Source organism: Zoogloea sp., from assembly GCF_023150065.1.
Classification (GTDB): Bacteria; Pseudomonadota; Gammaproteobacteria; order Burkholderiales; family Rhodocyclaceae; genus Zoogloea.
Map to the genome: position 1 here is coordinate 38,099 of NZ_JAKLLN010000020.1, position 22,444 is coordinate 60,542.

The following is a 22,444-nucleotide window of genomic DNA, read 5'->3' on the forward strand; positions in this document are numbered from 1 at the left end:
CAGTCACGAGCACTGAAAAGGCGAAGCGTTGCGAATGCCATTCTGCGAAATTGCGAATATTGTGAAGATGTCATTCATTCAAACTCAAGAGAGGAGCATCCGATGAAGAAAACCTTCATGGGCATCCGTCTGCGACGCTTTCGCGAAGAGCGGGGCCTGACCCAGGTTGCCCTGGCCAGGGCCCTCGAGCTCTCCCCCAGCTACCTCAACCAGCTCGAGCAGAACCAGCGCCCCCTCAGCGTGCCGGTGCTGCTCAAGCTCAACGCCGTGTTCGGCGTCGATGTCCAGCAGTTCTCCGAGGACGACGAAGCCCGTCTCATCGCAGACCTGCGTGAAGTCTTCCTGTCGGCTCCCGGCGAGACCCCGGTGTCCACCGCCGAGATCCGCGAGCTGGCGGCCAACATGCCCGCCGTGGCGCGCACGCTGATCGCCCTGGATCGGGGCCTGCGGGACCAGCGTGAGCGCACCGAGGCCCTGTCCATCCGGCTCGGCGATGATCGCAGCGGCACGTTTCGCCCGGCCCCCATGCCCTACGAGGAGGTGCGGGATTTCTTCTACGCCCGACACAACCACATCGACGAACTCGACCGCCTGGCCGAGTCGATCTTTGAATCCTGTGGTGACGACAGGGATCTGGTCGCCGCCCTCACCCAGCGCCTGGAGTCCGGGCACGGGGTGCGGGTCGCCATCGACAAGGACGACGGTGGCGCCCAGCGCAGCTATGACAGCGCCGCCCGGGTGCTGCGCCTGTCCTCGCGCCTCCAGTGGGGGCAGCAGGCCTTCCAGCTCGCCACCCAGATCGCGTTTCTGGAGGCCCGCAGCCTCATCGACGGATTGGCGAGCGAAAGCAGCTTTGCCCTGGAAGAATCCCGCGCTCTCGCCCGCATAGGTCTCGCCAGCTATTTTGCCGGTGCGCTGGTGCTGCCCTACAGCCGCTTCCTGGAGGCCGCCGAGGCGCTCCGCTACGACATCGGCCTGCTGGAAAGGCAGTTTGGCGTGGGCTTCGAGACGGTCTGCCACCGCCTGTCCACCCTCCAGCGCCCTGCTGCCCGCGGTGTGCCCTTCTTCTTCATCCGGGTGGACCGGGCCGGCAACATCTCCAAGCGGCAATCCGCCACCGACTTCCACTTTTCGCGCATCGGCGGCACCTGCCCCCTGTGGAACGTGTACGAGGCCTTCACGTCACCCGGGCGCATCTTCACCCAGATTGCCGCCATGCCCGACGGCCGCCGTTACCTGTGGATCGCTCGCACCACATCCCGGGAAGCCGGTGCCTATGGCGCTCCGGAGAAGACCTTCTCCATTGGCCTGGGCTGCGACCTGCGCCACGCGGAGCGGCTGATCTACTCCCGCGGGCTGGACCTCACCACCCCCGAGGCCGCCACGCCCATCGGCGCCGGGTGCAAGGTGTGCGAGCGGGATCACTGCTCGCAGCGGGCCTTCCCGGCCATCGGGCGAAGCCTGTCCATCGACGCAGACCACCGCTACTTCGAGCCCTATCGCCAGGACTGAGAGCGCCCCACCCTACCCTACTCCCAGGCCAGGGCTCCTCCCGTCTGGTACTCGGTGACCCGCGTTTCGAAGAAGTTCTTCTCCTTGCGCAGGTTGGCCTGTTCGTCGAGCCAGGGCAGGACGTTCTCCGCACCGGGGAAGGGTTCGGCGAGGCCGACCTGGCGGGCCCGGCGGTTGGCCATGAAGCGGAACTGGCGGGTGTGCAGGTCGGCGTTGTAGCCGAGGATGGGGTCACGCAGGATGTAGGCGGCGTAGGCGGACTCGGCGGCTTCTGCTTCGTCCCACAGGGCTTTCAGGGCGGACGGGTCGAGGCTCAGGTTCTCTTCCTTGAGCAGTTCGCGCACCACCCGGATGCCGAAGGCGCAGTGCAGCACCTCGTCGCGCATGATGTACTGCAGCTGTTCGGCGGCGCCCTTCATCAGGCCACGGCGCTGCAGGGCAAAGATGGGGGTGAAGCCGTTGTAGAACCAGCAGCCCTCGAAGATCGCCGCGAAGAAGAAGTAGGACAGGGCGAATTCGTGCAGGTTGTCCCGGTCGGCCAGGTCGAAGTCGGGGCGCATGACCCGTTCCAGGCGCCGGTTGGCCAGGGCGATCTTGCCGTGGATGGCGGGCACCACCCGGTAGCGGTTGTAGATCTCCTGCTGGTCGAGGCCGATGCTCTCGATGCAGTGCTGGTAGGTCCAGGTGTGCAGGGCTTCTTCATACACCTGGCGGGCCTGGTAGATCTGCAGCTCGGGGGCGCTCATCTTCTCCATCACGGCCAGGCCGATGTTGCGCATGGCCAGGATGTCGGAGGTGGTGAGGTAGGCCAGCACGTTCTCGAAGACGTGGCGCTCGGCGCCGTTGAGCTTGTGGTGGTAGTCGTGCACGTCCTGGGCCATGGAGATCTCCAGGGGCGTCCAGTGGTTGCGGTTGGCCTTCAGGAAGAACTCCCAGGCCCAGGGGTACTTGAACGGGGCCAGCTGGTTGATGTCGGTCTTGCCGCCGACGATGCGCTTGTCGGCGGCATTCACCGGGGCCAGGGAATGGGCGGGGGATGGGTTGTCGTCAGTGCGGCCCGGGAGCGCCGCAGGGCCTGGGGCCGCGGGCTCGCCGGACAAGGGGGCAATAGCGGCTGGGGTGGCTGGGGCGGCGGTTTCCCAGTCGTCGAAACGGAAGGCACTCATGTTCTTGGGTCCAGGTCACTCGCCATAGGTGGCGATCTTCTCTTTCAGTTCATGCAGTCCGGCGAGGAAGTCGGGGCCGGGATGCGTGAAGTGCTCGGCAGCCAGGGGCAGGATGGGAATGCCCGGTTTGGCGACGGCGGGATTGCAGGAGGTGGCGCGGCGGTCCTGCAGCGCCAGGATGAGCTCGGGCTCCCTGGCGGTGATCCATGCGGCCACGTCGCCATCCGGGGCGCCGGGCTTGAAGTTGCGGATGCTGTCGTGGTCGGCGACCACCTGGAAACCGGCGGCAGAGATCAGTTCATGCAGGGTTGTGCCCTTGCCGTAGGAATACGGCGCCGGACCGCAGGCCGACAGGATCAGCACCCGCCGCCCGCGGCTGTCCATCTTGGCTGCTACACGCCAGTCGGTATCGAAGGCGGCAAGCCGGCGGTCGATGTCGCTCACGCCGACGGCCCGGCCGACATCCCGCATCATCTCCTCCATCCCGGCCATGCCGCGAAACCCGCCGACGCGTATCGATGTTGCGCCGGGCGGGGTAGCCTTGCGCGCCACGTCGTCGCCCGTCCATTCCGAGAAGATGAGCAGATCCGGCTCCAGGTCGGCGATGGCCGGGGCGTCCGGGTCGATCACGCCGCCGGTATGGGGCAGCGGCATGGAATCGTAGCGGCTGACACCGACGATGCAGCGTGCCAGGCCCAGCCAGTCGAGGACACGGCTTATATAGGGGGACTGGCTGATGATGCGCGGGCATTCGGCAGCCTGGAGCAGGCCTGGCGAGCACAGCACGCACAGGAGCAACAGGCGAAGGTGCCGGGCCGCCTCCCCGGGCCATGCCGACAGGCTGTTCATGCGGGTGCGGGCGTGCGGTGCCGGTGTCATTGGCAGGCCTCGCAGTCCGGATTGTCGATGCTGCAGAAGCGGGGCTCCTCCCCTCCCCCGCTTTCGCCGCCACCGGTCTTTTCCATCTGGCTGGCGCCCAGGGTGCGCAGGTAATAGGTGGTCTTGAGCCCGCGGATCCAGGCCAGCTTGTAGAGCTCGTCGAGCTTCTTGCCGGACGGCAGGGCCAGGTAGAGGTTGAGGGACTGGGCCTGGTCGATCCACTTCTGGCGCCGGGCGGCGGCCTCGATCAGCCAGCGGGGGTCGATCTCGAAGGCGGTGGCGTAGCGGGCCTTGAGTTCGTCGGGCACCCGCTCGATGCGCGCCAGGGAGCCGTCGAAGTACTTCAGGTCGGAGACCATCACCGGGTCCCACAGGCCGAGGGCCTTCAGGTCGCGCACCAGGGCCTCATTGACCACAGTGAACTCGCCCGACAGGTTCGATTTGACGTAGAGGTTCTGGTACGCCGGCTCGATGCTGGCCGACACGCCGATGATGTTGGAGATGGTGGCGGTGGGAGCAATGGCCACGCAGTTGGAGTTGCGCATGCCATGGCGGGCAATGTGGGCCTTCAGGGCCTGCCAGTCGAGGCGGACGTCCGGGTTGGTGTCCAGATAGCCGCCCCGGGTGGCGCCCAGGATGGTCAGGGACTCATGGGGCAGCACGCCCTTGTCCCACAGGCTGCCGCGGAAGCTGGAGTAAGCTCCCCGCTCCCGCGCCAGTTCGGCCGATGCCCAATAGGCCTGGAAGCACACGGCCTCCATGCTGGCGTCGGCAAACTCCACTGCCGCAGGTGAGGCGTAGGGAATGCCCAGCCGGTACAGGCAGTCGGCAAAGCCCATGATCCCGAGCCCGACCGGGCGGTGACGCAGGTTGGCGTTGCGGGCCTTGGGGGTGGCGTAGAAGTTGATGTCCACCACGTTGTCGAGCATGCGCATGGCGGTCTGCACCGTCCGCGCCAGCTTGGCCTGGTCGAGCTGGCCGTCCTTGAGATGGGCGAGCAGGTTCACTGAGCCCAGGTTGCACACGGCGGTCTCGGCATCGGAGGTGTTGAGGGTGATCTCGGTGCACAGGTTGGAGCTGTGAACCACGCCCACGTGCTGCTGGGGCGAACGCAGATTGCACGGGTCCTTGAAGGTGATCCAGGGATGCCCGGTCTCGAACAGCATGGTCAGCATCTTGCGCCACAGCTGGACGGCGGGCAGCTTCTTGAAGAGGCGGATTTCGCCGGCCTCGGCACGGGCTTCGTAGGCAAGGTAGGCGGTTTCGAAGGTCTGCCCGTACTTGTCGTGCAGGTCGGGCACGTCCGACGGTGAGAAGAGCGTCCACTCCGCGTTCTCGTGGACCCGCTTCATGAAGAGGTCGGGAATCCAGTTGGCGGTGTTCATGTCGTGGGTGCGGCGGCGCTCGTCGCCGGTGTTCTTGCGCAGCTCCAGGAACTCCTCGATGTCCAGGTGCCAGGATTCCAGGTAGGCACATACCGCCCCCTTGCGCTTGCCGCCCTGATTGACCGCCACCGCGGTGTCATTGACCACCTTGAGGAAGGGAATCACTCCCTGGCTCTGACCATTGGTGCCCTTGATGCGGCTCCCCAGAGCGCGCACCGGCGTCCAGTCGTTGCCCAGCCCGCCGGCGTACTTCTGCAGCAGGGCGTTCTCCTTGATGGACTGGTAGATGCCCTCCAGGTCGTCGGCTACCGTGGTGAGGTAGCAGGAGGACAGCTGGGAATGCAGGGTGCCGCTGTTGAACAGGGTCGGCGTGGAGCACATGAAATCGAAGCTCGAAATCAGGTCGTAGAACTCGATGGCCCGGGCCTCCCGGTCGATCTCGCCGAGGGCCAGCCCCATGGCCACACGCATGAAGAAGATCTGCGGCAGCTCGATGCGCTGGCCGTCGATGTGCAGAAAGTAGCGGTCATAGAGGGTCTGAAGGCCCAAGTAACCAAAAAGCCGATCCCGCTCGGGCCGGATCGCGGCGGCGAGCCGGTCCAGATCGAATTCAGCAAGGCGCGGGTCGAGCAGCTCCGCTTCGATTCCTCTTCGGATGAAGCGGGGGAGATAGTCCGTGCAGGCGGCGCCCATCTGTTCGGTTGGCACCGGACGACCCAGCACCTCCTGCATCAGCCTCGCCAGCAGCAGGCGCGCGGTGGCGTAGTCGTAACCCGGGTCCGTCTCGATAAGACTGCGGGCCGACAGGATCAGGGCCTGGGTGACCTCCTCGATCGCGACTCCGTCATACAGATTGCGCAGGGCGTGCTCGAGGATCAGATCTGCCGATACGCTCTCCTCCAGCCCGATGCAGGCGGCGACGCACACCGCTCTCAGCTCGGCGACATCGAGGGGGAGCCTGGCTCCGTCCACCCTCACGTGCAGCGCGGAGGTGGTGACAGCCGCGACAACACGGGCGGCCCGCTCTTCGGCACGGCGCTCCCGGTAGAGGACGTAGGCACGGGCCACGTCATGCTCGCCGGAGCGCATCAGGGCCAGTTCCACCTGGTCCTGGATGTCCTCGATGTGCACGGTGCCCCCGTCGGGCAGGCGACGGGTCAAGGAGCGCACCACCACGTCGGTAAGACGTGCCACCACTTCCCGCACCCGGGAAGAGCCGGCACTCTGGCTCCCCTCCACGGCGAGGAAAGCCTTGGTCATCGCCACGGCAATCTTCTCCGGATCAAAAGCGACGACGGCGGCGTTGCGACGGATAACCTGGAAGGCCACGAGCGAAGGCTCGGTGCCTGCATTGAGGGCTAGGACGTTCGAGGACAAAGGGACTCTCCGGTTCGGAGGGCGGAGAATCCAGCGCAGAGGGGCAACGCGAAGCCGCGTCGGCACGGAAATGGCACCGTGCCCAGCAACGACCTGCTGCATTCGGAAAAACTCGACATGCTCACACCTTTCGCCAGGGACACCCCGCCCCATTGTTGCAAAGAAGGTTGTGGCAGGTCTCCTGGCTCTCGGGTCAGCATGCACCACCGGCCTTCCCGGACACATACCGACGTCCAGTGGCAAAGTGGGAGGGGTGCACTCTCCGATGACAGTTGCGGGGGCAGCTCCGGGTTTCAGGTTTGAACCTGGCACCGGATTCCCTTTTAATCCCCTTGGTGATGGGAACCAACAACGCCCGCAGTATGCATACGAGAGCGATGCCTCGTCAACAAGGACACTACAGGTAGTCGTTTTTCAGGAATTTTTACCATATGTGCCATTCATCTGTGCTCTGAGGGGGTCTCCTTGCCGCTCCTTCTGCCTCCGCGCTGCCCCGGGCCCTGATTGGAATCCCTCAGATCTTTAAAATCATTATTTGCTAATATTCAGGGTTCGCGGCCACTCGGCCGCCTCATGTTCATACGCAAGGATCCTCATGAAAACCGCCCACGATCTGGTCATGGCCGCCAAAGCCCTCATCCGCGAAGTGTCCCTTGATGACGCCGAGCAAGCCATTCGCGACGCCGATGTGTTGCTGGATGTAAGAGAGGCGGATGAATTCGCAGCAGGCCATCTGCCTGGCGCCCTTCATGTTTCCCGGGGGATGCTCGAGTTCAAGCTGGCCGGAACCCCCGAGCTGAGCAGTCGTGACCTGAAAGTTGTGCTGTATTGCAAGACTGGGGGTCGCGCGGCACTCGCAGCCAAAGCCTTGCAGGACATGGGCTATGTCCATGTCCAGTCCCTTGCAGGGGGAGCCGATGCCTGGGCCGCCGCGGGCCACCCCCTCGTCCGGCCGAGTCTTCCGGCCTTTGACTGATTGATTTAAGCGGGTTCCGGGGCGGCGCTGCAGTTTTTGCAAACTGCCCGGCACCTTTGAAGAACGTCCACACCATTTAGCTGTCGACGGAGGCTATGGAAGCATGTAGTTTCAGGCCGCTAGGCTATCAACGAACGTTGTGGAGTAATTGAGTGAAGAAAAGGCTGATCTGGGCCCTGGTGGCAACCGCGTTTGCTGCACCCGCCGCCTCGCTGGAGGCGCCAGCGACGCCCCCCCGTCTTGTGCCAACCGTCGAACATGCCCAGACGGCTTACCTGAGCTCACAGCTGCTGGGGCGCTATCACTACAAGACCCAGCCCCTTGATGACGCCATGTCGGAGAAGATCTTCGACCGCTACCTCAAGGCTCTCGATCCGGAGCGGCTGTTCTTCACCCAGGCCGACATCGACAGTTTCTCGGACGCCCGTACGCGCCTTGATGATGCGATCCTGCGTGGCAACCTGAGCATCCCCTTTGCCATCTTCCAGCGTTACGAGCAGCGCACCGTCGAGCGTCTGACCCACGCCCGCGACGTGCTCAAGCAGGGTTTCGAGTTCGACACCAAGGAGAGTTATCCCTACCTCCGCGAAAAGGCGCCGTGGCCGAAGGACGATGCCGAAGTCCGCGATCTGTGGCGCAAGCGCGTCAAGAACGACTGGCTGCGCCTCAAGATGGCCGGCAAGGACGACAAGGCGATCCGCGAGACCCTCGAGAAGCGTTACGACAATTATCTGGCCCGGGCGGCGCGCAACAAGAGCGACGACGTCTTCCAGATCTTCATGAACGCCTACGCCATGTCCATCGAGCCCCACACCAATTACCTGGGGCGTAGTGCTTCCGACGACTTCGACATCTCCATGCGCCTGTCCCTGGTCGGGATCGGTGCCGTGCTACAGGAGCGGGATGAGTACATCACCATCCGCGAGCTGGTTCCTGGCGGCCCTGCGGCCAAGTCGGGAAAGCTCGCTGTCGGTGATCGCATCGTCGGTGTCGGGCAGGCCGAAGGGACGATCAGCGACGTGGTCGGCGCACGGGTGGATGAGGTGGTCAAGCTGATCCGCGGGACCAAGGACACGCGGGTCGTGCTGGACATCCTGCCGGCCGAGGCGGGCCCGGATGGCAAGCACAAGCAGGTCGCCCTGGTACGTGACAAGATCAAGCTCGAGGAGCAGGCCGCCCGCAAGTCCGTCATCCGGGTCGGCGAGGGCCCTGCCCTGCGCAAGATCGGTGTGATCACCCTCCCCGCCTTCTATGAAGACTTTGAAGGCCGACGCCGGGGTGACAAGGATTTCCGCAGCGCCAGTCGCGACGTCGTGCGCCTGATCGACGAGTTGAAGAAGGAGAAGGTTGACGGGCTGCTGGTCGACCTGCGCAACAACGGCGGTGGTTCCCTGCGGGAGGCCGTCGAGCTGACCGGGCTTTTCATCGACAAGGGACCGGTGGTGCAGCAGCGCCGTCCGGACGGCAAGATCGGCGTCGAGAGTGATGAAAACGCCGGTGTGGCCTGGGCCGGGCCGATGGCGATCATGATCAACAGGGGGTCTGCATCGGCATCGGAGATCTTTGCGGCCGCCCTGCAGGACTACGGCCGTGCGCCCATCATCGGCGAGCAGAGCTTTGGCAAGGGCACGGTGCAGACCCTCATCAATCTTGACGACGTCGCCAAGAACGACAAGCCGAAGTTTGGGGATCTGAAGATGACGGTGGCCCAGTTCTTCCGGGTCAACGGGGGCACCACCCAGCTCAAGGGCGTGATGCCCGACATCCGTTTTCCGTCCATCGCCGATCCGGATTCCCAGGGGGAGTCCAGCTACGACAACGCCCTGCCCTGGACCCAGATCGATGCCGCCAGCTATCGCCCGGTGGGCACGCTGAAAGACCTCGTCCCTGCCCTGCAAAGCCGGCACCAGGCCCGCATTGCCAAGGACAAGAGCTTTCAGGCGCTGCTGGACGATGTGGCCGAGTTCAAACGGCTGCGCGAGAACCGCTCAATCTCGCTGAACGAAGCCGAGCGGCGCAAGGAAAAGGACGTGCGCGAGGCACGCCTCAAGGCCAGGGAGAAGATCGACGGCAAGGACAAGCTGACCGCCTTGCGAGACGATGGCCTGCAGGTGGGCGAGCGCAGTCTGGCGGCAGATCTGGCCGCCGAGAAGGCCCGCAAGGAGGTCAAGGATGTGCTGCTGGATGAGGCGGCGCGTATCGTGGCCGATGAAGCCGAACTGCTGGGCACCCGCCCGCAACTGGCCTTGAGGGAAAAGCAGAAAGGCTTGCTGCAGCCAGCGGAAGCCGTACGCTAAGAAGCCTTCCGGACGGCAGTGTGCGGGCGGGATGCCTCGGTGTCCTGCCCGTCGTCCATAAGGCGGCGATAACGCGAGACACCCTGCAGCGTGGTCGGGACGAGTTCCTGGATCACTGACAACACCTGGTTGCGCCACTCCCGCGCCGGGCCCGAGTGGGAAAAGTGCAAGGCCTCCCAGCGTGCCCACGGTACGTCGGGCATGTCCGCCTTGTCGGCATCGGGCAGCGCGAGAACGCTCTCACGCATCACCTCCAGCGACGCCATCATCTCCTCGCGCAAGGCCGGTTGTGCGAACACGGTTTCCCCGTCACGGCTGGCAACGCAGCGTCCGATGGCCTCCGCCGCATCCTGAAGATTGCCCAGCAGGGCGCCCCGCAAGACCTGGGCGCTGTGGTGCGGCCGCCGGGCGGGTGCTGTATCTGGACGGGAGATGCGATGCGACATGGGGTGGTTTTCCGGTGATGGGCCCCGGCCGGAGCCGGGAAAATCCGTGACGAGTTACTCTCGTCTTACGGGGGCCGCATTCTATCCCCTTCATATGACAGGGAAAAGTTGATGCTGTAAGCCCATGTGACAAGCGCCACGGGGGCCAGCCAAGGACCAACCGGCAGTGGCCCAAAAAACAATGGCGACCCCGAGGGATCGCCATTCCTGAAGCGTGCCCGACAAAGCGCCGGACACATTCCGCAGGGCGGGTTCAGCTGTTCACCGCATCCTTCAGCTTGGAGCCGGCGGAGAACTTGGGCTGCTTGGAGGCCGCGATCTGGATCTCGGCGCCCGTCTGCGGGTTACGACCGACGCGGGCAGCACGTTCGCCGACGGCGAAGGTGCCGAAACCAACGAGAGTCACGCTTTCGCCCTTGGCGAGGGCTTCGGTGATGATTTCCATCACGCCGTCAACGGCACGGCCGGCGTCGGCCTTGGTCAAACCACTCTTGCCTGCCAGCGCATCGATCAGTTCAGTCTTGTTCATAGCTCGTAATGGGTAGGTGATAAAAATGGGTGGATACAGGAGCTGAGGCAGGTGACGCTTTGCGCCTCAAGCGCGCTACAACACCCGCGGGCAGTAGCTTACCTTGCTCTTTTCCGCCTGTGGCGCGAATCTCAAGGTTTTCCGGGGTTTTCCGCCGTGTTCCGGCACAAAAGGCATGAATCGGCAGCCCCCATCAGCCGTTCGCCAGCTCCCGCAGACGCTCCAGGGCCTCTTCGATACGCTCCACCGCAATCACCTGCATTCCGGCGATGTCCTGCTTCGGTGCGTTGGCGCGGGGCACCAGGGCCACGGTGAAGCCCAGCTTGGCAGACTCCTTGAGACGCTCCTGACCCCGGGGCGCCGGACGGATTTCGCCTGCCAGGCCGACCTCGCCGAAAACCACCAGTTGCCGTGGCAAGGGGCGATTGGTGAGGGACGAAACGATGGCCAGCAGCACCGCCAGATCGGCTGCCGGCTCGGCGATCTTGACGCCGCCGACAGCATTGACGAACACATCCTGATCAAAGCACACGACGCCCGCGTGCCGGTGCAGCACGGCCAGCAGCATGGCCAGGCGGTTCTGTTCGAGCCCCACCGAGAGCCGCCGCGGGCTCGGGCTGTGGGCGCTATCCACCAGAGCCTGGATCTCGACGAGCAGCGGCCGGGTACCCTCCTGGGTGACCAGCACGCAGGAGCCGGCCACCTGCTGCCCGTGCTGGGACAGGAAGATGGCCGAGGGGTTGGAGACGCCCTTCAGCCCCTTCTCGGTCATGGCGAACACGCCCAGCTCGTTCACCGCTCCGAAACGGTTCTTGAAGGCCCGCACCAGCCGGAAGCTGGAGTGGGTGTCGCCTTCGAAGTAGAGCACGGTGTCGACGATGTGCTCGAGCACCCGTGGTCCGGCCAGGGCGCCATCCTTGGTCACATGGCCGACCATGATCAGCGTGGTGCCGCTCTGCTTGGCGAAACGTGTGAGCTGGGCGGCACACTCCCGCACCTGGGCCACCGACCCAGGGGCTGAGCCGAGGCTTTCGGAGTAGATGGTCTGGATGGAGTCCACGACCGCCACGTCGGGTTTGAGATCCCGCAGGGTGCCGAGGATGCGTTCCAGGTTGATCTCGGGCAGGAGTTGCAGACTGCCCGCCTCCAGTTGCAGGCGCCCTGCCCTCAGCGCCACCTGCTCGGCGGACTCTTCGCCGCTCACGTACAGGGCTTTGAGGTGCCCTGAGAGCAGGGACAACGCCTGCAGCAGCAGGGTGGACTTGCCGATCCCCGGATCACCGCCGATCAGCACGACGCCCCCCGGCACCAGCCCACCACCCAGCACCCGGTCGAACTCGTCGATGCCGGTAGGCACCCGGGGCGATTCCCGCGGGCTGATTTCAGCCAGGGTCTGCAGGCGGCCAGAGTCGCCAGCCAGGGCGCTGAAGCGCTTGGCGACGGGGGCCTCGGGCTCGACCACCGACTCCACCAGGGTGTTCCAGGCCTTGCAGTGGGGGCACTGCCCCTGCCAGCGGGGTGACTTGCCCCCGCACTCTGAGCAGACGTGCTCGGTCTTCGCCTTGGCCATCTGCCCTAGCCTTCCAGTACGCGCACCGGAACCCGGGCTGCCAGGGCACAGAAGAGCTCGTAGCTGATGGTGCCGGCGGCGCTGGCCACCTCGTCGGCAGCCAGGCCGTCGCCCCACAAGGTTACGGGCGAGCCGATGCCGGCTTCTTCCAGATGGGTGAGGTCGCAGGCCAGCATGTCCATGGACACGCGTCCGAGGGTTCGGGTGCGCCGCCCGCCCACCAGGATGGGTGTGCCGGTGGGCGCATGGCGGGGGTAACCGTCGGCATAGCCGCAGGCCACCACACCGATGCGCATCGGCCCGGTGGCCTCGAAGGTGCCACCGTAGCCGACCCGCTCGCCAGCGCTCAGGCCTTGGACGCCGATGATCTCGCTGTTCAGGGTCATCACCGGCTTCAGCCCTAGGGCTTCGGCGCTATGCAGGTCGGGCATGGGTGAGGCGCCGTAGAGCATGATGCCCGGCCGCACGTACTGCCCGGCGGCCTCGGGGAAGCGCAGCAAGGCCGCCGAATTGGCCAGGCTCACGGGCAGATCGAGCCCGCTGGTGCAGGCCTTGAAGCGCGCCATCTGCGGGGCGATGCCGGCCTCGTCATCGGCCCGGGCAAAGTGCGTCATCAGGGTGATGTTGCGGACGCAGTCCAGGGCGCGGAGGCGTGCCAGCGTGGCGCCAAGGGCTTCGCCGGTAAAGCCGAGGCGGTTCATCCCCGAGTTGATCTTGAGCATCACATCGATGGGGCCGGCAAGTGCTGCCCGCTCCAGCATGGTCAGCTGCGCTTCGCTGTGAATGGTGGGCGTCAGGCCCAGCGCCACGATGTCGGCCAGATCGGCAGGTTCAAAAAAGCCTTCAAGCAGCACGATGGGCTGGGTCAACCCCGCGTCCCGCAGGGCCCGGGCCTCGGCCAGATCGAGCAGCGCAAAGCCATCGGCGACCGGGCCCAGGGCCCGGATGGCGTTGTTCAGGCCATGCCCGTAGGCGTTGGCCTTGACCACCGCGTAGGCCCTGGCCTGACCGGCCTTGGCACGGGCGATAAGGTAGTTGTGACGCAAGGCTTCCAGATCGATGGAAGCGCGGATCGGACGGGGCATGGTTTCAGGCTTTTTCAGTGGCGCACATGCGGCCGATTTCCTCGGTGACGAAATCGGCGAAGGTATTGACCAGACGGGAGCGGAACTTGTCCTTGAGCAGGATGACTTCCAGCGGGGTATACAGCCGTGGCGACAGGGGCACGCCCACCAGCCGGCCCGCCGTGACCGCACTGCGGATGGCCGCGCTTGAAGCAATGGCGATGCCGAAGCCTTGGGCGGCCATGTGCTTCACGGTGGACAGGCTGCCCAGCTCGGCCGCCACGTTGAGATCTTCCAGGGGAATGCCCGCTGCCGTGAAGAACTGGTCCACCAGCTCGCGGATGGCATTGCCGGGCTCCCGGTGCAGCAGCGGATAGGCTACCAGTTGCTCTGCCCGCACCGATTTGGCGCTGGCGAGGGGGTGGTCGGGGGCAACGATCAGCTGCAACTCGTCACGGCCCGCGCTGCGCCTGTCCAGGGTGGGCTGCTCGGTGATGATCTCGATCAGGCCCACGTCGAGGTTGCGATCCATCACCCGGCTCTCGATGAGCTGGGAGTTGCCGACCGAGACCCGGGGCACCACGCGCGGGTAGCGCCGCTTGAAGCCTTCGAGCAGATAGGGCAACCAGTAGCCGGCAATGGTGGTGCTGGTGCCCAGATGCAGGATGCCGGAGAGCTCGTCGGTGAGTTCGGAGACCCGGGACTCGAGTTCTTCGGTGAGACCGAGGATGCGCTCGGCGTAGGCCATGACCAGCTCACCGGCGGAGGTGAGGGTGACCCGCCCGTGGCCCCGGTCGAAGAGCCGGGTGTTGAACTGCTCTTCCAGCTGCTTGATCTGGAAAGTCACGGCGGGCTGGGTCATGAACAAGGCTTCGGCAGCCCGGGTGAAGGACCCGTGCCGTGCCACCGCGTGGAAAACCTGGAGACGTCGATCGGCCATGGTTCATAAATCCGGTTTATGAGTACCCCATTGAATCACAACATTGATCCGTCCGCCAGAACCGACATGACCTTCGTGGTATAAAGCGCGGTCCGTCAAATTCACCGAGCCTCCATCTCCCTGCGATGCCCTTCGGTTTCTACATGATCATGGCGGCGCAGTTCTTTTCTGCGCTGGCCGACAATGCCCTGTTGATCGCCTCCATCTATGTGCTCAGGGAGATGCAGGCCCCCCAGGAATATGAACCGCTGCTGAAGCTGTTCTTCACCCTGTCGTATGTGCTGCTGGCGGCTTTTGTCGGGGCTTTCGCCGACTCCATGCCCAAGTGGCGGGTCATGCTGATCAGCAACACCATCAAGATCGGGGGCTGTTCGCTGATGTTCTTCGGCGTGCATCCCCTCGCCGCCTACGCCATCGTCGGCCTGGGGGCGGCGGCTTACTCGCCGGCGAAGTACGGCATCCTCACCGAATACCTGCCCCACCGCCTGCTGGTGGTGGCGAACGGCTGGATCGAGGGGCTCACGGTGGGCGCCATCATCCTGGGGACGCTGGTCGGCGGCATGCTCATCAAGCCGTCCTTCTCCCAGGCCCTGTTGGGGCTTGATTTCCCCCTGATCGACACGGGTATCGATACGGTGCCCGAAATGGCCCTGTGCGTGATCGGTCTGCTCTACCTGCTGGCTGCGCTCTTCAACCTCAAGGTGCCGGATACCGGGGTGGACCACAAGGTTCTCAAGAAGAACCCGATCTACCTGATCCACGACTTCAATCATTGCCTCCGGCTGCTGTGGCGGGACAAGCTCGGCCAGATCTCCCTGGCCACCACCACCCTCTTCTGGGGGGCTGGCGCGACCCTGCAGTTCATCGTGATCAAGTGGGCCGAGCAGGCCCTGCACCTGGATCTGTCCAAGGCTTCAATGCTGCAGGGCGTGGTGGCGGTAGGCGTGGCGATCGGTGCGGTGATGGCGGCGCGCCTGGTGTCCATGCGCTCGTCCGTCAAGGTGATTCCCCTGGGGATCGCCATGGGCGTGATCGTCAATGTGATGATCTTCGTCACCGACATGAACCTCGCGATGGCACTGATGGTGCTGATCGGTGGCCTGTCCGGCTTCTTCGTGGTGCCCATGAATGCGCTGCTGCAGCACCGGGGCCATATCCTGATGGGGGCGGGTCACTCTATCGCCGTACAGAACTTCAACGAGAACCTGTCCATCCTGATCATGACCGGGCTCTACGCCATCCTGATCAGCTCTGGCGTGTCCATCAACACGGTGGTGGTGGCCTTCGGGCTGTTCGTGGCGGGCACCATGTACATGGTCAAGCGCCGCCATGATGCCAACCAGCGCGAATTCGATTCGGTCGGCGAACTGGACGACGTGCGCCACTGAGGCGCGGCCCTGGCCCCCCTCGGGCTTATTCGCTGCCGTCGAGCAGTCGGTGGGCCTCGGCGTGGCGATACATGTCCAGGGCGGTGGCCAGCCCGGTTTTCTGGCGGATGCCGGTCTGGTAGTTGGCCACGGTCTTGGCGCTGAGAAACAGCCGGCTGGCGATTTCCTCTACCGTGCGTCCTGCGGCGAGCAGCCTGAAAATCTCGAACTCGCGGGGTGACAGGGTGAGATGCCCGGCCTGCCCGCCCTCCCCTGCCAGTGCGTCGGCAATGTCCGCCGACAGGGCCCGCTCACCCCGCGCCACCTGGCGCACGGCGTCGATGAGGGCGTCGGGTTCGCTGCTCTTGGTCAGATAGCCGTCGGCCCCTGCTTTCAGGGCCTGGGCAACCATGGCCGGGTTGTCATGCATGGAGAAGATCAGCACCTTGAGCGCCGGCCGGCGTGCCTTGACCCGGGCCAGGGTTTCCAGGCCGCCGCGTCCGGGCATCGACAGATCGAGCACCAGCACATCGGCTTCGTGGCCAGAAAACCACTGGCAGGTCGAGTCGCTGTCGCTGAAGTCGGCCACCACCTGCATGTCGTCCTCGAGTTCGAGCAGGCGCCGGTAGCCGGTGCGGACCACCGCGTGATCGTCAGCCAGCACCACCCTCAGCACGTCGGGTAGAGCCTCCTGCGCGACGTTCATGACAGCTCGCCACGGGGCAGCCGCACCGACAGGCTAAGGCCAGGGCGGGCGGCCCCGGCAGTACGGGGCGCGATGTCGAGCTGACCACCCCGGGCCCAGACCCGCTCGCGGATACCGGCGAGGCCGTTGCCGTGGCTCATGGCGGCGTCCGGTGAGGCCATGCCCACACCGTCGTCCGAGATCTGCCAGCGCAGCATGGCGGGGTCGTCGGGGTCGATGCAGACCGAAATGTCCACCGCGGTGGCGTTGGCGTGGCGGGAAATGTTGGCGAGGGCTTCCTGGGTCATCCGATACACGATCAGGCTGGTTTCACGGGGCAGGTACAGGGTGCCCGGCGTCACGCTGAGGTGGAAGCGGGTGCCCTGCCCGGCCGAATCCTGCCAGCTTTTGACCAGCTCGTGGAGCAGTGGCTGCAGGTCGACGCTGGTGTGCCCCGACTGGCTGCCGGCGTCGGGCTGCAGATGGCGCAGCAGGCTGCGGATTTCCCGATGGATTGCCGCCGTCTGGGCTTCCATGTCACGCACTGCGGCGTGCAGGCGGGGGGCCTCGGTGGTCTGCCGCAGCAGATAGGCGATGTTGGCGCGCAGGGCGGTGAGCCCCTGGCCCAGGTGTTCGTGCAGCTCGATGGCCAGGCTCGCCCTTTCGTCCTCCTGGAGCGTCTGCATCTGCAGGGACAGGTGCTTCTGGCGGGCTTCGGCGGCGGCCAGGGCTTCGGCCAGGTGGTTGAGCGCACCGGCAATGTGGTCCAGCTCGCGCACCGGCAGGCGTGGCAGGCGGGCGCTGAAGTCCTGCTTGCGAAAGGCAGCGATGGCCCCGACGATGCCCCGCAGGGGGCCGAAGGCATAGCGCACCGCGGCGTAGAGTCCGGCCAGCATGGCCAGCCCGAAGGCCAGGAACAGCCCGGCCATGCCGATGATGTCGGAAACCGCCTCCTCCTGCTCGCTGGTCGGATTGGCAATCAGGGTGGCCTGGAAGCGGCTGCCGTCGCTGCGTTGCAGGAGCAGCCGCGTGCGCCCCGCCATGGCATCGGACGCGGTGGGCGGCGCGGGGATCAGGATCTGCCCTGCCCCGTCCTCGAGCTGGAAGTCCAGGTGGCGAAGGCTGCCCGAGCGGCTGATGCTGCGCAGCTTGGCCACCTGGCTGTCGAGGGCCTCCGGCGCGATGTTCTGCAGTGCCGAGAGTTCGCCGACCAGGTGGGCGAGTTGGTCTGCCCCCTGGCTTTCCCGGCGGATGTCACTCTGGGCGCGCAGGGTGGCCAGCGCCAGGGCCACTCCGAAACAGGCGAGGAAGATCCAGGCGGAGCGCCGCATCAACAGGCTGGTCATGTCCATGCGCGGTCACCCCCGATGGAAAGCGGGCTCCCGCAGGAGCCCAAGCTGATGAACAAGCGTCAGAGACTGTAGCGCACGCCGATCCAGGCCGTCCGGGGGGCTCCCGGCGCGTAGAAGGTGGAGCCCACTTGCGGGTACTCGCCTCCCACCTCGCCAAAGGGCCGGGCCACCACGCCACCGGCCGCCGAGAAGGCCGTGGAGCCGAGCTGGGCACCGGTGCTGTACTCCCGGTCGAACAGGTTGTTGATCTGCCCGAAGACCTGGAGCTGGCGATTCACCCGGTAGCGGGCACTCAGGTTCATCACCGCGTAGCCGGCGGAGCGCCCGGAGCCGAGGTAATAGGTGCCGTCGGGCTGGTGCTGGTTGTTCTCGTTGCCGCGGGCGTAGGAGCCCGACACGCCGATCAGGTCGGCGCCCATGGAAAACGCCTGGGTGAAGCGATAGTCGGCGGATGCCTTGAGCAGGTGCCGGGGAATCAGCGGAATGCGGTTGCCCTTCTTGATGTCGATGGTGCCTTCAAGGCCCGGACCTTCCTCGTTGGTGCTGTTGCCGGCGCCACCGACTTCCTCGGATGAGCGATAGGTGGCGTCGAGGAAGGTGTAATTGACGGCCAGGCTGAGGGCGCCGATGGCGGTGCTCGCACCCGCCTCAACGCCCTGGCGGCGGGTCTTGCCGAAGTTCTTGAAGTAGCCGTAGCCGAGCTGGTCATCCGCAACGAACAGGATGTCGTCGTGGCTGGTGGCGCGGAAGACGCCCAGGTTCCAGCGGCTGGATGCGTCGAACTGCCCGCGCAGGCCCAGATCCCAGGTCTTGGTGACCACCTGCTTGAGGGGTGGGTCGCCGGCCATGGCGTTGGGCAGCTTGCAGGGGTTTTCCGGGTTGGCGCAGCCCAGTTCGATGGCGGTGGGGGTGCGGCTGCCTTCGTTGTAGCCGGCGTAGGCATTCCAGCTGCGCGACGGGGTGAAGGTGACGCCGACGGCCGGGTTGAAGCGGTTGAAGCTGTGGTTGCCGTCCAGGGAGTCGGAGCCGCCGCCGGGGTTCAGGTTGTCGCGATTCTTGACCGTAGTGCGGTTGTAGCGCCCGGACATGGTGGCGTGCCAGTAGTCGTTGAGCGACAGGGTGTCGGTGGCAAACACGCTGACCGTGCGGGTGCGGCCATTGAGGCTGACACGGGAGTCCAGTGCGGTTTCGCCGGCACCGGCGTTCTGGCTGCCGTCGGCCCAGGCGTCGACCGGCGTCACGCTGCGGTCGGCGTTGATGTAGCCGTACTGGCCGGACTGCTGGAAGTGCAGGTTGCTTTGATCGTAGCCTGCACCGACGATGAACAGGTTCTTGCGGCCGGCCAGTTCCCCCGCCACCGACGCCTGGCCCGACATACCGAAGTTTTCCTGGTCGGTACGGGAGCGGTTGATCAGACCGGTGCACTTCTCGTTGGGCTCGTCGGCCAGCAGGGCGTTGGCGAGACAACGCCAGTAGGGAAAGGGCGTGTTCGCGGCATTGGCACCGCTGGTCGGAAAGCCGCTGTAGCCGGCGGCCGTCAGGGCGTTGCGTTCGCTCAGGCTGGGCTGGTAAACGGAGTTTTCCAGGGCGTTCTCGTTGATGTCGCCGTTGTAGGTGGAGCTGGTGATCTTGCGATAGTAGATGTTGCCCGACAGCAGGGTCTGGTCGTTGAGGCTGTGCTTGCCGGTCAGGTTGAGGAACATCGACCGGTTCTTGGTGATGTCGGGCTGGGTGTAGATGCTGCTGTAGTCCTGCTCCAGCAGGCGCTTCTCCTGCAGGCCGTTGCCGTTCATCTTGTTGTCGGCGTAGGCCACGCTCAGGTCGAGGTCGGTGCGGGCGTCCTGCCAGCCGAACTTGCCGAACACCTGGCGCACGTCAGACGGTGAATTGGTGCGCCAGCCGTTCTCGTGGAACTGGTTGGCGGTGACGAACCATTCCAGCCCCTGGTCGTTGAAGCCACCGTGTTCAAACTCCACCGCCCGCCGCCCGTAAGAGCCGGCGCTGGCCTGCACCGACGTGCCGGCGTGGGTGCGCCCTTCCTTGGTCTGGATGGCCAGAGCCCCGCCCAGGGTGTTGAGCCCGAACAAGGGGTTGGAGCCCGGCATCATGTTCATGGATGCAATCGCCGAGCGGGGGATCAGATCCCAGCTCACCACGTCACCGAAGGGCTGGTTGATGCGCACCCCGTCAAAGTACACCGACAGGCCCTGGGGCGTGCCGAGCAGCGGCGAGGCGGTGTAGCCCCGGTAGTTCACATCAGCCTGGAAGGGGTTGCCCTGCGTCTCGTTGATATGCACGCCGTTCAGGCGGCGGTTCATGAAGGCGGAGATGTCCAGCGCCATGCTGTCGTCGATCTCCCGGGCGCTGAAGGACTGAACCGGTGCCGCAATGTGGCTGACCGGCTGCTCGAGACCCGGCAGAGGTGTCTGGCCGATCACCGTGACGGTGGGGGCCACGCTCTGCACGCTGTCGGCTGCGTTGGCGCTGGTGGCAAAGGCGGCAGCCAGTGCCAGCACCAGGGGACGCACGCGGGGATGGGACGAGGGGGAAGGATGGCGTTGCATGAAGGGCAGTCTCCATATTCTTTTTGGTGGAACGCAGACTACCGGCACCTTCCCCCTTCGACCATGGGAGAAATTCCCGACCTTGCTCCCCTACCCCGCCAGTACCGTGCCTCGGTGCCTGGTGGCGCCGTTGCAGAGCCCGGCAAATTCCGTTGACGCGTCGCAGCACAGTCAATAAAATGCGAATTGTTCGCATTTGTATTCGCGCGGTGCCGGCCCGGCCGCGCAGCGGTGCCACTCTCAGCCAGCCAGCCACTTGCCAGCCAGCGCATGTTGCAAGCCAGCCAGGAACACACCTTCACTGGATGGAGATCGACATGAATCTTGCCCTCACTGCGCAGGGCCCCGCCGGGGTGGATCTGCCTGCACCCTTTCTGGTTCAGCAGCGGGCCGGCGCGGCCGCCGGGGGCACACGCCGCACCGCTGTCGGTGTCGGCGTCGCAACCCTGCTCCATGCGGGAATGCTGGCGGCCATCGTGCACACCATATCCCAGGGCAGCCCGCCGGTGGTCATTCCCCCGCAGCCCCTGATGACGGTCAGCCTGGTGACGCCCGAGCCCCAGAAGCCGGCCCCGACACCCCGTCAGGAGCCGGTAAAGGCACCCGAGAAGAAGCTCAAGCCGACCGTCCAGCCCAAGGCCCCCGCTCCGCAGGTTCGCCAGAACACGCCGCCAGTGCTCACTTCGGCGGCCACCACGACCAATCCGGTGGAAGCCACAGCGCCGGCTGCACCCCCAGCGCCGGTTGCCGCGCCGGCGCCCAGCCCGGCCCGCGAGGCCCCGGTGGCCGTGGTCGCCCCGCGTTTCGACGCAGCCTACCTCTCCAACCCCATCCCGGAATATCCCCGCCTGTCGCGGCGCATGGGTGAGGAAGGCCGGGTGATGCTGCGGGTGCACGTCGGTGCCGATGGCAAGCCCCTCGAGGTGACCATCGCCAAGAGCAGCGGCTTCGCCCGCCTCGACGAGGTTGCCCGCGACACGGTGCTGCGCAGCTGGCGCTTCGTCCCGGCCCGCCAGGGCGATCAGGCGGTGGCCGGCACTGTCCGCGTCCCCATTGATTTCTCGCTGAATTCCTGACCCGTTTTCCCTTCTCCCTTCTCCCTTCTCACCTTCCCATCAGGCTCATCCCCGCAAAGGAACTCTCATGAACGAAAACACTTTCAGCATCGGCCAGATCTGGGCCCAGGGGGATGGCGTCTCCCACGCGGTGGCGATCATTCTGGTCGTCATGTCCCTCGCCTCCTGGTCGGTCATCCTGGTCAAGGCCTGGGGGCTGATGCAGCTGCGTCGCATGAGCGCCGGGGCAAAGAAGTTCTGGCACACCACCAGTTTTGACGAAGGCATGGCTGCCCTCGAACCCCAGCAGGCCGACAACCCCTTCCGGGATCTGGCCAGCCGCAGCACCGAGGCCGTCACCCACCACGTCAATCACCAGAACGAACTGCACGGCGTGCTCAACCTCAACGACTGGGTCACCAGCACCATGCGCCAGTCCATCGACGACACCACCAGCCGCATGCAGTCCGGCCTGTCCATCCTCGCCTCGGTCGGTTCGACGGCGCCCTTCATCGGTCTCTTCGGAACGGTCTGGGGCATCTACCACGCCCTCATCGGTATTGGCGCCGCTGGTCAGGCCACCCTCGACAAGGTCGCCGGCCCGGTGGGTGAATCCCTGGTGATGACTGCGGGCGGCCTGGCCGTGGCGATCCCGGCGGTGCTGGGTTACAACGCCCTGGTGCGTGGCAACAAGGAGATCCTGGCCCGCCTCAAGCACTTCGCCCATGATCTGCACGCCTACCTGGTGACCGGCGGCAAGGTTCGCAAGAACCCGGCCAGCGTCCATCCCCTGCCGGCCCGGAAGGAAGCGCAATGAGCTTCCAGAGCAGCGACTTCGACGACGACGGAGATGTGATGTCGGAGATCAACATGACGCCCCTGGTGGACGTCATGCTGGTTCTGCTGATCATCTTCATCATCACCGTGCCGGTGATAAATCATGCGGTCAAGCTGGACCTGCCCAAGGCCAGCAGCCAGAAGGAAGAGATCAAACCGGAGAAGATCAACCTTTCCATCAATGCCGATGGTGGCCTGAGCTGGAACGGTGAGAGCGTGGCCCTCGACGCCCTGGATGCCCGCCTGGGCACCACGGCCGCCCTGCAGCCCCAGCCCGAGCTGCACCTCCGGGTGGACAAGCACGCCGAGTACGACCATGTGGCCCAACTGCTGTCGGCGGCGAGCCGGCATGGCCTGGGCAAGGTGGCCTTCGTGACGGAACCGGCAAAGAACTGAAGCCCGGGTCAGGTGACCGTCAATGGCCGGAGGACGCATCAGCAACG

The 22,444-nt window shown here is 65.4% G+C and carries 18 protein-coding genes and 1 riboswitch; of the genes, 7 read left to right on the top strand and 11 right to left on the bottom strand.

Annotation, left to right across the window (positions count from 1 at the left end; all coding sequences use genetic code 11):
• The first annotated feature begins 102 nt into the window (after positions 1 to 102).
• Positions 103 to 1,512, top strand: coding sequence for a short-chain fatty acyl-CoA regulator family protein (locus L6Q67_RS18780; protein ID WP_296573130.1), 1,410 nt, complete (start codon positions 103 to 105; stop codon positions 1,510 to 1,512).
• A 17-nt stretch (positions 1,513 to 1,529) separates the two neighbouring features.
• Here L6Q67_RS18780 and L6Q67_RS18785 read toward each other — a convergent pair whose 3' ends face one another.
• From L6Q67_RS18785 to L6Q67_RS18795, 3 genes are read right to left on the bottom strand one after another with little or no spacing between them, the layout of a single operon-like run.
• Positions 1,530 to 2,678 carry a ribonucleotide-diphosphate reductase subunit beta gene (locus L6Q67_RS18785; protein WP_296573132.1) on the bottom strand — a complete coding sequence of 383 codons (1,149 nt, stop codon included), beginning with the start codon at positions 2,676 to 2,678 and terminating at the stop codon, positions 1,530 to 1,532.
• A gap of 15 nt (positions 2,679 to 2,693) precedes the next feature.
• Entirely contained in the window at positions 2,694 to 3,557 is an 864-nt protein-coding gene (locus L6Q67_RS18790) for a hypothetical protein (RefSeq protein WP_296573134.1), read from the bottom strand.
• Positions 3,554 to 6,319 (bottom strand): ribonucleoside-diphosphate reductase subunit alpha, encoded by a 2,766-nt coding sequence (locus L6Q67_RS18795; RefSeq protein WP_296573137.1) that lies wholly within the window; start codon positions 6,317 to 6,319, stop codon positions 3,554 to 3,556. The genes L6Q67_RS18790 and L6Q67_RS18795 overlap by 4 nt, the downstream gene beginning before the upstream one ends.
• Before the next feature lie 153 nt (positions 6,320 to 6,472).
• Positions 6,473 to 6,684: riboswitch (cobalamin riboswitch) on the bottom strand.
• A 230-nt stretch (positions 6,685 to 6,914) separates the two neighbouring features.
• On the opposite strand from L6Q67_RS18795, the gene L6Q67_RS18800 reads away from it, so the two are divergent.
• Positions 6,915 to 7,295, top strand: a complete 381-nt coding sequence (locus tag L6Q67_RS18800) for a rhodanese-like domain-containing protein (RefSeq protein ID WP_296573141.1) — start codon at positions 6,915 to 6,917, stop codon at positions 7,293 to 7,295.
• 152 nt (positions 7,296 to 7,447) lie between these two features.
• Positions 7,448 to 9,592 (top strand): carboxy terminal-processing peptidase, encoded by a 2,145-nt coding sequence (locus L6Q67_RS18805; RefSeq protein WP_296573143.1) that lies wholly within the window; start codon positions 7,448 to 7,450, stop codon positions 9,590 to 9,592.
• On the opposite strand, the gene L6Q67_RS18810 is transcribed toward L6Q67_RS18805, so the two are convergent.
• The 5 genes from L6Q67_RS18810 to L6Q67_RS18830 form a co-directional block, all read right to left on the bottom strand.
• Positions 9,589 to 10,038, bottom strand: coding sequence for a hypothetical protein (locus L6Q67_RS18810; protein ID WP_296573145.1), 450 nt, complete (start codon positions 10,036 to 10,038; stop codon positions 9,589 to 9,591). The genes L6Q67_RS18805 and L6Q67_RS18810 overlap by 4 nt on opposite strands.
• A gap of 253 nt (positions 10,039 to 10,291) precedes the next feature.
• Entirely contained in the window at positions 10,292 to 10,567 is a 276-nt protein-coding gene (locus L6Q67_RS18815; RefSeq protein WP_296403269.1) for an HU family DNA-binding protein, read from the bottom strand.
• Between the two features lie 193 nt (positions 10,568 to 10,760).
• A complete protein-coding gene (radA, locus tag L6Q67_RS18820; protein ID WP_296573147.1) occupies positions 10,761 to 12,137 on the bottom strand; it encodes a DNA repair protein RadA in 1,377 nt (458 codons plus the stop codon).
• A gap of 5 nt (positions 12,138 to 12,142) precedes the next feature.
• Positions 12,143 to 13,222 (bottom strand): alanine racemase, encoded by a 1,080-nt coding sequence (alr, locus tag L6Q67_RS18825; protein ID WP_296573149.1) that lies wholly within the window; start codon positions 13,220 to 13,222, stop codon positions 12,143 to 12,145.
• 4 nt (positions 13,223 to 13,226) lie between these two features.
• Positions 13,227 to 14,141, bottom strand: a complete 915-nt coding sequence (locus tag L6Q67_RS18830) for a LysR family transcriptional regulator (protein ID WP_296573151.1) — start codon at positions 14,139 to 14,141, stop codon at positions 13,227 to 13,229.
• Positions 14,142 to 14,266: 125 nt separating this feature from the next.
• Here L6Q67_RS18830 and lplT point away from each other — a divergent pair, with 125 nt between their 5' ends.
• A complete protein-coding gene (lplT, locus tag L6Q67_RS18835) occupies positions 14,267 to 15,529 on the top strand; it encodes a lysophospholipid transporter LplT (RefSeq protein ID WP_296573156.1) in 1,263 nt (420 codons plus the stop codon).
• A gap of 25 nt (positions 15,530 to 15,554) precedes the next feature.
• Here the strand turns inward: lplT and L6Q67_RS18840 are convergent, their stop codons facing one another.
• From L6Q67_RS18840 to L6Q67_RS18850, 3 genes are read right to left on the bottom strand one after another with little or no spacing between them, the layout of a single operon-like run.
• Entirely contained in the window at positions 15,555 to 16,214 is a 660-nt protein-coding gene (locus L6Q67_RS18840) for a response regulator transcription factor (RefSeq protein ID WP_296573159.1), read from the bottom strand.
• Positions 16,211 to 17,545, bottom strand: coding sequence for a histidine kinase (locus L6Q67_RS18845; RefSeq protein WP_296573162.1), 1,335 nt, complete (start codon positions 17,543 to 17,545; stop codon positions 16,211 to 16,213). Before L6Q67_RS18845 ends, L6Q67_RS18840 begins: the two co-directional genes overlap by 4 nt.
• Positions 17,546 to 17,604: 59 nt before the next feature.
• Positions 17,605 to 20,109: a TonB-dependent receptor gene (locus L6Q67_RS18850; RefSeq protein WP_296573166.1), complete on the bottom strand. Its 2,505-nt coding sequence runs from the start codon at positions 20,107 to 20,109 to the stop codon at positions 17,605 to 17,607.
• 317 nt (positions 20,110 to 20,426) lie between these two features.
• Between L6Q67_RS18850 and L6Q67_RS18855 the strand changes: the two genes are divergently transcribed.
• The 3 genes from L6Q67_RS18855 (at position 20,427) to L6Q67_RS18865 (ending at position 22,397) form a co-directional block, all read left to right on the top strand.
• A complete protein-coding gene (locus L6Q67_RS18855; RefSeq protein WP_296573169.1) occupies positions 20,427 to 21,185 on the top strand; it encodes an energy transducer TonB in 759 nt (252 codons plus the stop codon).
• A 67-nt stretch (positions 21,186 to 21,252) separates the two neighbouring features.
• Positions 21,253 to 21,981, top strand: coding sequence for a MotA/TolQ/ExbB proton channel family protein (locus tag L6Q67_RS18860; protein ID WP_296573172.1), 729 nt, complete (start codon positions 21,253 to 21,255; stop codon positions 21,979 to 21,981).
• Positions 21,978 to 22,397, top strand: coding sequence for a biopolymer transporter ExbD (locus L6Q67_RS18865; protein WP_296573175.1), 420 nt, complete (start codon positions 21,978 to 21,980; stop codon positions 22,395 to 22,397). Before L6Q67_RS18860 ends, L6Q67_RS18865 begins: the two co-directional genes overlap by 4 nt.
• The last annotated feature ends 47 nt before the right edge of the window (positions 22,398 to 22,444 follow it).